Here is an 11,492-nt window from a genome sequence, read left to right as displayed (position 1 = left end):
TCGCTGGCCATCACGCCCGAGCGCGCCAAGCAGGTGCAGTTCTCGATTCCCTATGCCGCCGCGTCGGTGGTGCTGTACGGCGCGACCAAAACGCCCATCAAGGCGGCAGGCGACCTGAAGGGCCTGCGCGTGGGCGTGGCCCGTGCGTCGACGCAAGACGTGGCCGTGACCAAGGCCGCGCCCGAAGGCACCGAGATCCGCCGCTTCGACGACGACGCTTCGGCCATGCAGGCGCTGCTGTCCGGCCAGGTCGATGCCATCGGGTGCTCCACGACCGTGGCCGCGCAGATCGCCAAGCGCGCGCCGGCCGGCGTGTACGAGCGGAAGATGGTGCTGTTCCAGCAGGTCATGGGCATTGTGCTGCGCCCCGGCCAGGCCGAACTGAAGAAGGAGGTGGACGACTTCGTGTTGCGGAACAAGGCCAATGGCGAGTTGAACAAGCTCTACCAGAAATGGCTTGGCACGGACTTCCCCGCGCTGCCCAATTCCTGAGCGGAAAGCCAAGAGCGCCTCGAATGAAAGACATCCTCGTCTTCAAGCCTCTTCCGAGCGACCAGATGGCGCGGCTGCACGCTGCGCACCACGTTGTCGTGGCCGACCCCAAGCTTGCGCCGGATGCCTTCCACGCGGCGCTTGCCACGGCCCATGGCCTCATTGGTGCCAGCTATCCGATCACGGCGGAACTCCTGGCGAAAGCGCCCCGGCTGGAGGTGGTGTCCAGTGTCTCGGTGGGAGTGGACAACTACGACCTCGCCGAACTGCGCCGGCTTGGAATCATGCTGTGCCACACGCCCGGCGTGCTCGACGAGACCGTCGCCGACACCGTGTTCGGCTTGCTGGTGGCAACCAGCCGCCGCTTCGTCGAACTGTCGAACCTCGTGCGCGAAGGCCGATGGCCTCGGGACTTCGGCGAGGATCTGTTCGGCTTCGATGTGCATGGCAAGACGCTGGGCCTGGTCGGCTTCGGCCGGATCGGGCAGGCCATCGCCCGGCGAGCCGCGCTGGGTTTCGGCATGCGGGTGCTCTATCACGCTCGGCGGGAAGTCGATCTGGCCGCGCAGGCGCCGGAGTTGCAGGGCAGGGCGAGCCATGTCGCACGCGGCGAGTTGTTGGCCGCGGCCGACTTCGTGGTTGCCATGTTGCCGCTCACCGACGCCACGCGCGGAACGATGGACGCGAACTTCTTCGGCGCCATGAAACCGGGCGCCGTGTTCATCAATGGCGGGCGCGGCGCGACCGTCGACGAGAACGCGTTGCTCGCTTCGCTGAACAGCGGTCGTCTGCGAGCCGCCGGACTGGATGTCTTCGCGCAGGAGCCCTTGCCTTGGGAGTCCGCGCTACGGACGCACCCGCGTGTGACACCCTTGCCTCATATCGGGTCGGCGACACACGAAACACGTCACGCCATGGCCGTGTTGGCCACGACGAATCTGCTGCAGGCGCTTGCCGGGGAGCGGCCTGCGGCCGTCTATGGCGATTGATCGTGGATTCGTCAGGGGCCCGGAAGCGCAAACATCCGTCGGCTGTTCGCGCTGCAGGCGCGAATGATCTCGTCGACATCGCGATCCAGAAGCGCTGCCAGCGCCACTGCGATCCAGCGAAGATGGGCGGGTTCGTTGGGGCCGCGCCGTGCGCCGGCATTCTTCGGCGCCAGGTAAGGGGCGTCCGTCTCCAAGTGCAGCCGGTCCAGCGGGATGGCCTTCACGGCGGCGCGCAGGGCCTGACCGCGCTGCAGGTCGGTCACCCAACCGGTGATGCCGATGTCCAGGCCCATCTCGAGGAAGGCTTGCGCCTCGGCATGGTCGCCCGTGAAGCAGTGGACAACGCCGCGCACGCCGTCGGCCACAACGGGCGCGAGCATGTCGTGAAAGTCGGCAAACGCATCACGGCAATGAAGAAAGAGCGGCTTGCCGATTTCCGCGGCCGCCGACAGTTGCTGGTCAAAGGCGTGGCGCTGCGCCTGGGGCGTGGAGAAGTTGCGGTTGTAGTCGAGCCCGCACTCTCCAACGGCCACCACCTGCGGGCTCTTCCAGAGCTCGATCAATGCGCGTTGTGCACTCGGGTCGTGCGACTTCGCGTCATGGGGATGAATGCCGGCGGTCGCAAAGACGACCTGCGGGTTTGCCTTTGCCAACTCGACGGCCAAACGACTCGACGTGAGCGACGTGCCCGTGGCCATGATCTGCGCCACGCCTGCGGCCTTGGCCCGCGCCAGCAATGCAGCGGTCTGCGACACCAACTGCGCGGAATGGAAGTTGACGCCGATGTCGACAAGCGCCGGCCGGTCATCCATGAAATGGGTACTCATGCGGCGATGGTACGGGCCAACGGTCAGTGGCTCTTGCAGGGCGCGCCTGTTGAATTGCCGGACCGGCTCGCCGCCAGCTTGCGGCGCTCGAGCAGTTCGAAGATGCCCATGCCGGCCAGCATCGCAGCCGCGAAGGCCAGGGCCTTGGGTTGTCCCATCCCGAGGGCGACCAGGCCCGGCCCGGGACACAAGCCCGCGATGCCCCAGCCCACGCCGAACAGCAGGCTGCCGACGACCAGGCGGCGGTCGATGCGGCGCGAGGAGGGCAGGCGCATCTCGGCGCCCAGAAGCGACAGCGCGCGACGCCGAGCCAGCATGAAGCCGACCATGGCAACAGCAATGGCGCCCGCCATCACGAAGGCCAGGGACGGATCCCATGAGCCGGCAAGGTCGAGGAAGCCGAGCACCTTGGCCGGATCGGCCATGCCGGAGACGACAAGGCCCAGTCCGAAGACCAGGCCCGCGAGCAATGAAGCCAGGGCAATCACAAGAACCTCCTCAGGCGCCGAGCAGATGGCGCACCACGAACACGGTGGCAAAGCCGGCGCCCACGAACGCGGCTGTGGCCACGAGCGAGCGCGGCGACAGGCGGGCCAGGCCGCAAACGCCGTGGCCGCTGGTGCAGCCGGCGGCGTACCGCGTGCCCACGCCGACGAGCAGCCCGGCCAGGATCAGCGCGCCGTAACCCGTGTCGATCCGCACCGTCGGCAGCGCCGCGAAGAGCGAATGGATCCACGGCGCGCCGACAAGGCCGAGCACGAAAGCGGCACGCCAGGCGATGTCGCCCCTGGACGCCCCGAACAGACCGCCGAGCACGCCGCTGATGCCGGCGATACGCCCGTTGAGCAGCGCGAACATCGCCGCGGCGGTGCCGATGAGCACGCCCCCCGCAAGCGACGCGAGCGGCGTGAAATGGCTCCAGTCGATGGACATCATTCTTCCTTGGGGCAGTAGAGGCGGTACAGAACCGCGAGGATTTCCAGCATCGCCGGGTCGGCCACGCTGTAGAAGATGTTCTTGCCCTCGCGCCGGGTGCCGACCACGCTTTCATTGCGCAGCACGCCCAGTTGCTGCGACAGCGTGGGCTGGTGGATGCCCAGCTTCTGCTCCAGGTCGCTCACACACATCTCGCCCTGCGACAGCTGGCACAGCAGCAGCAGGCGGTCTTCGTTGGCCAGGAGCTTGAGCGCGACGACTGCTCGGCCGGCGGCGCCGCGCAGCACTTCGGGGTCGATGGTCGCGGCGGAGGCGTTCATGGGTTCGGGCTTCACTTTGCGTTGAAATATTATATAAAAGTATATATTATTTGCACGCATGACCACCCGCACCACAACCCAGGCTTTCTTCGACCCGGCGACCGGGACGGTGTCCTATGTCGTGTGGGAACACGCGAGCGGGCATGCCGCGGTCATCGACCCGGTGCTCGACTACGACTTCAAGTCCGGGCACACGCGCACGGCGTCGGCCGACCGGCTGCTCGCCTGCATCAGCAGTCATGGCCTGCGGGTCGACTGGATCCTGGAGACCCATGCACACGCCGATCACCTGTCGGCTGCGCGGTACATCCAGGAGCAGGCGGGGGGAAGGACCGCCATCGGCGAGAACATCCGTGTCGTCCAGTCGACCTTCAGGAAACTCTTCAATTTCGAGCAGGCTTTCGTGGCGGACGGCAGCCAGTTCGATCATCTGTTCAAGGACGGCGAAGTCTTCAGGATCGGCGAGGTCGAGGTCACCGCGCTGTCGGTGCCGGGCCACACGCCCGCCGACATGGCCTACCTGGTGGACGGCGCCGTGTTCGTCGGCGACACGCTGTTCATGCCAGATCTCGGCAGCGCCCGCGCCGACTTTCCCGGCGGCGACGCCCGCCAGCTCCATGCCTCGATACGCAGGCTGCTGGCGCTTGCGCCCGACACCGTCGTCTATGTCTGTCACGACTATCCGCCAGCGTCGAGGCAGGCCAGTTGGCAGTCCACCGTCGCGCAGCAGCGTGCGCACAACATTCACGTGCGCGACGGCATCGGCGTCGAGGAGTTTGTTGCGATGCGCAGGGCCCGGGACGCGACCCTGGACGTGCCGACGCTCATTCTTCCGTCGATCCAGGTGAATGTGCGCGGCGGGCGCCTGCCTCCGGCGGACGACAACGGGGTTGCGTACCTTCGCATCCCGTTGAATGCGCTTCCGCTGCCTTGAGTGGCGACAGCAGGGCGTTACCTTTCGCAGAATCCTTCGCATATATTATTTAACATAATGCACATTGTGTTCAATATGAGGGGTAGCAAAACCCACCCCCAACCCAAGCCGCCCCGACGCTCCCACACAACAACCCACATGAACATGGGACTTTGGTCCCATGCGTCGCCCGCGCATCGCACCTAGCATCGAACGCTCCCAGGATCCTTGGAACTTTCTGATGCTCGATATCCCGCAAACCACCTTCGACGAAGTCGGCAGAAACCTGTCCCAGTACTACGAAAAGGAAATGGCGGCCGGCGCCCGTGTGCTGCTGGACCGCATGCGCACCAAGGACTGGGGCGTGCTGAGCGCGGCTTTCGTCCAGAAGTCCGACATGGTCGAGCGCACCTGGGACGCCTTTCGCGCCAAGTCCAACGACAGCTTCAGCGTGCCGTACAAGAAGAAGCTGACGATGCTGCTGAGCGAGTACTGCGGCAACACCGCCGACGTGCAAAAGCTCGTGGTCAAGGGCATCGCGGCACTGGCCCGCGCCGGTCTGGGCAAGATTCCGATTCCCGGCACCTCGGTGCTCAAGACGCTGGTCACGCAAAGCGTCAGCGTCGGGGTTGCAGCGGTCAGCGGCGCCGAAGGCGGCCTCGACGGCTACCTGCACGGCAAGAGCATCAGCGAGGCCGACACGGTGATCGGCAATCGCGGCAACGAGGAAACCGCCAAGCTCTTTCGCGACGACCGCGAAGCGATGGCCGCCGCCGAAGCGGCGATGAAGCAATACAAGCACATCGCCAACCTGATCAACTCCATGCCGGACCAGATCACCGACCTCAACGACGCTGTGCTGTACCCGGGCGTCGCGGCCAAGGTGCGCATTGCCGCGTCCGACCTGCGCCAGCAGCTCATCAAGGTCACGACCTTCGTGGAAGGCATGCAGATGCGCGCCGAGCGCGTCGCGGAGTTGATGCACAAGGACACCGACCAGATCACCGCGCGCATGGTCGACATCGCCCGCGAAGTGGTGATGAACGCCTACTACACGGCCCGCGCCGACGGCCGGCAGGCACTCACGGGCATGGCCGCCAAGGGCAAGCCCTACGAATACACGGCGCGGCCGATGCTCAAGCCGCTGTCGGCGGCCGAAGGCGGCATCACGCAGCTGGCCAACCTGGTCGCCTATGCGTTGACGCTGGGCCAGCACGACGCACTCGAGATCTCGCAACCCACGCTGGTGAGTTCGTCGAACCCCGCCGTGCAGGTCGGCCGTCCGCGCAGCAACGCGGTGATTTCGCCGGGCAGCTACCGTCCGCCGGTGCCGCCTCGGCCGTTCCCGCCGCCCTTGCCTCCGCGCCCGATCCGCTGAGCGCCGGGCGGTCCATTCCGCCCAGACCGGGAGTAGCATCGAATTCACCTTTGCAAACTCCCGCCCATGCCGTCGACGAACGCCAAACTGCCCTCCTTCAGGTTCTTGATCGGCTTCGAGGCAGCCGCCCGCCTTGGCAGTTATTCGCGGGCCGCGGACGAACTCAGCATTTCGCAGTCCGCCGTCAGCCATCAGATCGCGCAGCTCGAGCAGCAGGTCGGCCAGCCGCTGTTTCGCCGCAAGGGCCGCGGCGTGGAACTGACGGTGTCGGGGCGCCTGCTGCTGGACAGCGTGGGCAAGTCGCTCGACCAGATCCGCAGCGGCCTGAGCCGCATCGAGACCTACATGGACGACAGCCTCGTCACGCTCGTGTGCCCGGCGCCGGTCGTCAAGGGCTGGCTGCAGCCGCGCGTGGACCAGTTGCTGCGGGAGCACCCGGCGCTGTGCCCGATCATCTCGATCGACGAGACCGCGCGCTACATCGACGAGATGGACGTCGACATCGCCATCACGCGTGAGCCGCTCAAGCAGCGCGGCGTGTTCGAGGTTCCGCTGTTCGACGACGAGCTCGTGGCGGTGGCGCATGTGGATTCGGCCGAGCCGCCCGTGGGCATGGTGTGCCTGGAAACGGACCTCACGAGCGACCACGTCGGCCCGTTCATTCGCGAGCATTTCGGCGACCTGCGCAAGGTGGCCATCTACGACGATCCGCGCCTCGTGCTCGACGCCGCCTTGCGCGGCCGGGGCGTGGCGCTGGTCTCGCGGCTGCTGGCCGACGAGGCGCTGCACAAGCGCCAGTTGCGGCAGCTTGCCGCCTACCCGAGCCTGCCGCTGGGCACACTGTGGATTTCGCGCACCGAGGGTGAGCCGCGCCTGCCGCTGGTGCGCCAGGTGTTCGACAGCCTGCTGAGCTACGCCAAGGTGGAATGACCGAAACATGAGCCAGGTTGGCTGATCTGTCCAGAAAAGATCAGTTATGCAAATGAGTCAAGGCCGACAGAATCCACTGTCCTAGTAGTAACCCTTGATTTTCATGACAACTCGACGTGCCCTGATGGGCCTTGGCGGCCTCGGCCTGATGAGCGGAATGCTCAGCGCATGCGGCGGTGGTGGCGGCGGTTCGCAAGCCATGTTCCCCCTGCCGGCGCCCTCTCCCACCCCTTCTTCGACGCCCCTGCCCCCTCGCCTTTGCAGCAGGCCGAAACCTGGCAGATGCCCGACGAAAGCGCGCCCCATCGCGCGGTCTGGATGGCGTTTGCCGCGCGCGAATCGGTGTGGACCGCGCCCATGCGCCAGCCCGTGCAACAGGCCCTGGCGCGTATCGCCAATGCCATCAGCGTGTACGAGCCGGTCAAGATGCTGGTCGGCGCCGCCGACTTCGCCACGGCCCGGCAACTGTGCGGCTCCAACGTGCAGCTGATTCCCCACGAGATCGACGACCTCTGGATGCGCGACACCGGCTGCGTCTTCGTGCGCAACGCCCGCGGCGAGCGGGCGGCCGTGAGCTTCAACTTCAACGGCTGGGGCAACAAGCAGTCGCATGCGCGCGACGCCACCGTGGCGGCGCGCATGGCCGAACTGAGCGGCGTGCCGCTGCTGCGCAGCCGGCTGGTGCTGGAGGGCGGCGGCATCGAGGTCGACGGGCAAGGCACGGCGATCATCACCGAGAGCTGCGTGCTCAACACCAACCGCAATTCGGGTGTCAGCAAGGCCGATGCGGAAGTCGAACTCAAGCGCCTGCTGGGCCTGGAAAAGATCATCTGGCTGCCGGGCATCGTCAACCGCGACATCACCGACGGCCACACCGATTTCTACGCCCGCTTCATCAAGCCCGGCGTGATCGTGGCCGCGCTGGACAATGACAGCAACTCGTTCGACTACGCCGTGACCCGCCGCCACCTGGAGCTGCTGCGCACCGCGACCGACGCGCGCGGCCGGGCGCTGCAGATCGTCACGCTGGAAACTCCAACGCAGACGCGGCCCGAGTTCGCGCGCAAGGACTTCGCGGCCGGCTACGTGAACTTCCTGATCACCGACAAGGCCCTGTTCCTGCCCGAATTCGGCGATGCTGTGGCCGACGCGGCCGCCCGCAACGCGCTGGCGGCGCAGTTGCCCAGCCACCAGATCGTGCAGCTGAACATCGACGCCATCGCCTCGGGCGGCGGCGGCATTCACTGCACGACACAGCAGGAACCGGCGTGATGCGCGCCCCCAGCCCTTCGAGGAGACAGACATGCGCCCTTCCCTGACCCGCCGCCGCCTGCTGGGCGGCCTGAGCCTTGCGCCCTTGGGCTGGGCCGCCGCTTCGGTGGCCGCGACCGAGTCCTGGCACATGCCCGACGAAGGCGATCCGCACCGCGCCACCTGGATGTCCTTCGGCCCCAACGAAGAGGTCTGGGGCCGGCAACTGCTGAAGCCGGTGCGCGAGCACCTGGCCGGCATTGCCCGCACCATCGCCGCCTTCGAGCCCGTGCATATGCTGGTGAGTGAACAGGACCACGACCTGGCCGCCCGCCTGTGCGGCAACAAGGTCGAACTCGAGGTGCAGCCGGTCGACGACCTGTGGATGCGCGACACCGGCCCGGTGTTCGTGCGCAACGCAGCGGGCCAATGGGCCGGCGTGGACTTCAACTTCAACGGCTGGGGTCGCAAGCAGGCGCATGCGCGCGACGCCGAGGTGGCCGAATACGTGACCGACGCGGCCGAGGTGCAGCGGCTGCGCACCCGGCTCGTGCTGGAGGGCGGCGGCATCGAGGTCGACGGCGCGGGCACGGCCATCATCACCGAGAGCTGCGTGCTCAACGCCAACCGCAATCCCGGCCTGGGCAAGGAGGCCTGCGAAGCCGAGCTGAAGCGCCTGCTGGGCCTGCGCAAGATCATCTGGCTGCCGGGCATCGCGGGGCGCGACATCACCGACGGCCACACCGATTTCTATGCGCGCTTCACCTCGCCCGGCGTGGTGGTGGCGGGCCTGGACGAAGACCCCGACTCCTACGACCGCGCCGTGACGCGGCGGCATCTGGAAATCCTGAAGCAAGCAACCGACGCGCGCGGACAGAAGCTGCGCGTGGAGGTGCTCAAGGGGCCGGAGTCGGTGCGCAAGAAGCTCGAAACGCCCGAGTTCGCGGCCGGCTACATCAACTTCTACGTGTGCAACGGCGCGGTGATCGCGCCGCAGTTCGGCGATGCGCGGGCCGACGGCAATGCGCGTTCACTGCTGCGCGAGCTGTTTCCGAAGCGCGAGGTGGTTCAGCTCGACATCGACGCGATTGCCGCGGGCGGCGGCGGCATCCACTGCACCACGCAGCAGCAGCCGCGCTGAAAAAAGGGCCGTCTTCAGCGGCCGGTTACCACTTGCCGTCCTTGGGCACGGCCTTGGGCGCGTTGGCCCTGGCGCTGGCGGCGGCCGTGATCATCGAGGCGGCTTCGGCGCGGTTCGCCTTGTTCGCGAAGTCGACGGCCGTCATGCCCAGCTGGTTCTTCATGGTCGTGTCGGCGCCCTCGTCCAGCAGCAGCTTCACGGCGTCGTTGGAGCCGTACATGGCGGCCATCATCAGCGGCGTGGAGCCGTTGGGCGACTGCGCGTCGATGAACGCAAAGTTCTCGAGCAGCACCTTCATGATCGCGATCTGCCCGCTGGTGGCCGCGTAATGCAGCGGCGTCCAGCCGGTCTTGTTGACGGCGGCGTCGCGCTTGAGCAGTTGCGCGACCACGTCCTGCTGGCCCTTGATGGCGGCCAGCATCAGCGGCGTTTCGTCCTTCGGGCTGGCGATGTCGACGTTGGTCTGGGGCGCGTCGATCAGCACCTTGATGACCTTCGGCGAGGGCTCGCGCAGCGCGATCAGCAGCCCGGTCTGGCCGTGCTCGTCGAGCGTGTTGGGGTCGAAACCGCGCTGTAGCAGGCTGCGCACGCCACTGGCGTTGTCGCCGCGCACGGCCCGGAAGAAGTCTTCGAACGATCCCGCATGTGCGGCAAAAGATGCAGCAATGACAATGAGATAAATCGATTTCTTGAAGTAGTTTTTCATGATTTGACGTCCCTGAACAAAGTTTCGAAGTTGTCGCTCGTCGCCTTCGCGATGGCCTCTACGGGCACTTTTCGCAGTTCGGCGATCTGCTGCGCCACATAGGGCACATACGACGGGTTGTTGGTCTTGCCGCGGTACGGCACCGGCGCCAGGTACGGGCTGTCGGTCTCGATCAGCATGCGGTCCAGCGGCACGAAGGCGGCCACGTCGCGCAGGTCCTGTGCCTTCTTGAAGGTCAGGATGCCCGAGAACGAGATGTAGAAGCCCAGGTCGAGCGCGGCGCGCGCCACTTCGGCGGTTTCGGTGAAGCAATGGAACACGCCGCCGGCCGCCTTGCCGGCGCCGTCTTCGCCCTCTTCCTTCAGGATCGCCAGCGTGTCGGCCGAGGCTTCGCGGGTGTGGATCACCAGCGGCTTGCGGGTTTGCTGCGCCGCGCGGATGTGCACGCGGAAGCGGTCGCGCTGCCATTCCATGTCGGAAATGCTGCGGCCGCCCTTTCGCTCTTCCATCTGGTAGTAGTCCAGGCCGGTCTCGCCGATGGCCACCACGCGCGGGCGGGCCGACAGGCGCACCAGGTCTTCGACGCTGGGTTCGGCAATGTCCTCGTTGTCGGGGTGCACGCCCACGCTGGCCCAGAAGTTGTCGTAGCTGGCAGCCAGCGCCTGCACGTCGTCGAACTCCTCGAGCTTGGTGCAGATGCACAGGGCCCGGTCGACCTGCGCGGCGGCCATGGCGGCGCGGATCTGCGGCATCTGGTCCGCGAATTCGGGAAACGTGAGGTGGCAGTGGGAGTCGGTGAACATCGGAAATGGTGAGGTGCGCGGCGCTCGCCGTTGTGGGAGGCAGGCGCCGGGTCCGGAGTTCCGCGTCACGAGGACGGCGGGGAACTCAGATGGTCTGTGTCGGGCGGTCGGAGGCCATGGAGCCGCCGAGCGCCGCTTCGATGCGCGCCTTGAGCTGGCGCGACTTTTCGTCGGAAGGAAAACGGATGCCCACGCCCGGCGCCCGGTTGCCGGCGGCGCGCGCCGGCGTGATCCAGGCGACCTTGCCGGCCACCGGGTAGCGCTGCGGGTCTTCGGGCAGCGTCAGCAGCACGTAGACGTCGTCGCCCAGCCGGTATTCGCGCGAGGTCGGAATGAAGATGCCGCCCTCGGCAAACAGCGGGATGTACGCCGCGTACAGCGCGCCCTTCTCCTTGATGGCGAGCTGGATGACGCTCGGCCGAGCGGGTGAAGGGGCTGCGGCGGGCGCGGCGGAGGCGGCGGATTGGTTCATGGGCGACGAGCGGCAGAGTTTAGGGTCGTTCGCGCTTCGCTCACAAGCGCTTCGAGCATGAGGCCCGCATTGAAGGGGTGTTCCGCGGTGCGCGCGGCACTGGCCAGCGACTTCGACCAGCGCGCCAGCGCCAGCCGCGAAGGCGCGGCCGGCAGGTCGGCGGCGTCGAAGAAACGGGGCTGCGCGCCGTTGCCCACCGCCATCAGGTCGTGGCAGAGCTTTTGCAGCGCGCCGACCGCCTGGGCCGGCGCGTGGTCGGACAGCGCGCCCACGTCGCCACGCGACATGGCCTTGGGCAGCAGCGACCAGGCCTTGGGCGACTGGCCGGCGCGCG

Annotated in this window: 14 protein-coding genes and 1 pseudogene; 7 read left to right on the top strand and 8 right to left on the bottom strand. The window is 67.0% G+C overall.

The window, feature by feature from the left end; genetic code table 11:
• Together BMG07_RS37055 and BMG07_RS37050 are read left to right on the top strand one after the other, a co-directional pair.
• Window positions 1-492, top strand: a 492-nt coding sequence (locus BMG07_RS37055) for a transporter substrate-binding domain-containing protein (RefSeq protein WP_198088664.1), incomplete at its 5' end; no start/stop codon positions are given.
• A 23-nt stretch (window positions 493-515) separates the two neighbouring features.
• Window positions 516-1,481 carry a D-glycerate dehydrogenase gene (locus BMG07_RS37050; protein ID WP_198088663.1) on the top strand — a complete coding sequence of 322 codons (966 nt, stop codon included), beginning with the start codon at window positions 516-518 and terminating at the stop codon, window positions 1,479-1,481.
• A gap of 11 nt (window positions 1,482-1,492) precedes the next feature.
• Here BMG07_RS37050 and BMG07_RS37045 read toward each other — a convergent pair whose 3' ends face one another.
• The 4 genes from BMG07_RS37045 to BMG07_RS37030 are packed head-to-tail and all read right to left on the bottom strand — an operon-like array spanning window position 1,493 to window position 3,564.
• Window positions 1,493-2,308: a TatD family hydrolase gene (locus BMG07_RS37045; RefSeq protein WP_198088662.1), complete on the bottom strand. Its 816-nt coding sequence runs from the start codon at window positions 2,306-2,308 to the stop codon at window positions 1,493-1,495.
• 23 nt (window positions 2,309-2,331) lie between these two features.
• Window positions 2,332-2,796 carry a YeeE/YedE family protein gene (locus BMG07_RS37040; protein WP_198088661.1) on the bottom strand — a complete coding sequence of 155 codons (465 nt, stop codon included), beginning with the start codon at window positions 2,794-2,796 and terminating at the stop codon, window positions 2,332-2,334.
• A gap of 10 nt (window positions 2,797-2,806) precedes the next feature.
• Window positions 2,807-3,241: a YeeE/YedE family protein gene (locus BMG07_RS37035; RefSeq protein WP_198088660.1), complete on the bottom strand. Its 435-nt coding sequence runs from the start codon at window positions 3,239-3,241 to the stop codon at window positions 2,807-2,809.
• Window positions 3,241-3,564 carry a metalloregulator ArsR/SmtB family transcription factor gene (locus tag BMG07_RS37030; RefSeq protein ID WP_198088659.1) on the bottom strand — a complete coding sequence of 108 codons (324 nt, stop codon included), beginning with the start codon at window positions 3,562-3,564 and terminating at the stop codon, window positions 3,241-3,243. The genes BMG07_RS37035 and BMG07_RS37030 overlap by 1 nt, the downstream gene beginning before the upstream one ends.
• Window positions 3,565-3,622: 58 nt before the next feature.
• Here BMG07_RS37030 and BMG07_RS37025 point away from each other — a divergent pair, with 58 nt between their 5' ends.
• The 5 genes from BMG07_RS37025 (at window position 3,623) to BMG07_RS37005 (ending at window position 9,177) form a co-directional block, all read left to right on the top strand.
• Window positions 3,623-4,498, top strand: a complete 876-nt coding sequence (locus BMG07_RS37025) for an MBL fold metallo-hydrolase (protein ID WP_198088658.1) — start codon at window positions 3,623-3,625, stop codon at window positions 4,496-4,498.
• 220 nt (window positions 4,499-4,718) lie between these two features.
• On the top strand, window positions 4,719-5,855 hold the full coding sequence (locus tag BMG07_RS37020) for a hypothetical protein (RefSeq protein ID WP_198088657.1): 1,137 nt from the start codon (window positions 4,719-4,721) through the stop codon (window positions 5,853-5,855).
• A gap of 66 nt (window positions 5,856-5,921) precedes the next feature.
• Window positions 5,922-6,785 carry a LysR family transcriptional regulator gene (locus tag BMG07_RS37015; protein WP_198088656.1) on the top strand — a complete coding sequence of 288 codons (864 nt, stop codon included), beginning with the start codon at window positions 5,922-5,924 and terminating at the stop codon, window positions 6,783-6,785.
• A gap of 282 nt (window positions 6,786-7,067) precedes the next feature.
• Window positions 7,068-8,057: an agmatine/peptidylarginine deiminase gene (locus tag BMG07_RS37010; protein ID WP_198088655.1), complete on the top strand. Its 990-nt coding sequence runs from the start codon at window positions 7,068-7,070 to the stop codon at window positions 8,055-8,057.
• Window positions 8,058-8,088: 31 nt separating this feature from the next.
• Entirely contained in the window at window positions 8,089-9,177 is a 1,089-nt protein-coding gene (locus BMG07_RS37005; protein ID WP_198088654.1) for an agmatine/peptidylarginine deiminase, read from the top strand.
• A gap of 25 nt (window positions 9,178-9,202) precedes the next feature.
• Here the strand turns inward: BMG07_RS37005 and BMG07_RS37000 are convergent, their stop codons facing one another.
• The 4 genes and pseudogenes from BMG07_RS37000 to BMG07_RS36985 all read right to left on the bottom strand — a co-directional run.
• The gene (locus BMG07_RS37000; protein WP_198088653.1) at window positions 9,203-9,883 is read right to left on the bottom strand and encodes an ankyrin repeat domain-containing protein; all 681 of its coding nucleotides are present in this window, start codon (window positions 9,881-9,883) and stop codon (window positions 9,203-9,205) included.
• Window positions 9,880-10,686: a TatD family hydrolase gene (locus tag BMG07_RS36995; protein ID WP_198088652.1), complete on the bottom strand. Its 807-nt coding sequence runs from the start codon at window positions 10,684-10,686 to the stop codon at window positions 9,880-9,882. Before BMG07_RS36995 ends, BMG07_RS37000 begins: the two co-directional genes overlap by 4 nt.
• A gap of 85 nt (window positions 10,687-10,771) precedes the next feature.
• On the bottom strand, window positions 10,772-11,158 hold the full coding sequence (locus tag BMG07_RS36990) for a PilZ domain-containing protein (RefSeq protein ID WP_198088651.1): 387 nt from the start codon (window positions 11,156-11,158) through the stop codon (window positions 10,772-10,774).
• Window positions 11,155-11,492 (bottom strand): annotated as a pseudogene (locus BMG07_RS36985) (DNA polymerase III subunit delta'); the annotation flags it as partial. The gene BMG07_RS36990 and the pseudogene BMG07_RS36985, both read right to left, overlap by 4 nt.

Source organism: Variovorax sp. E3, from assembly GCF_016082275.1.
Lineage (GTDB): Bacteria > Pseudomonadota > Gammaproteobacteria > Burkholderiales > Burkholderiaceae_C > Variovorax.
Note: the sequence above shows the minus strand (reverse complement) of the source record. Positions and strands in the feature narration are given on the sequence as shown.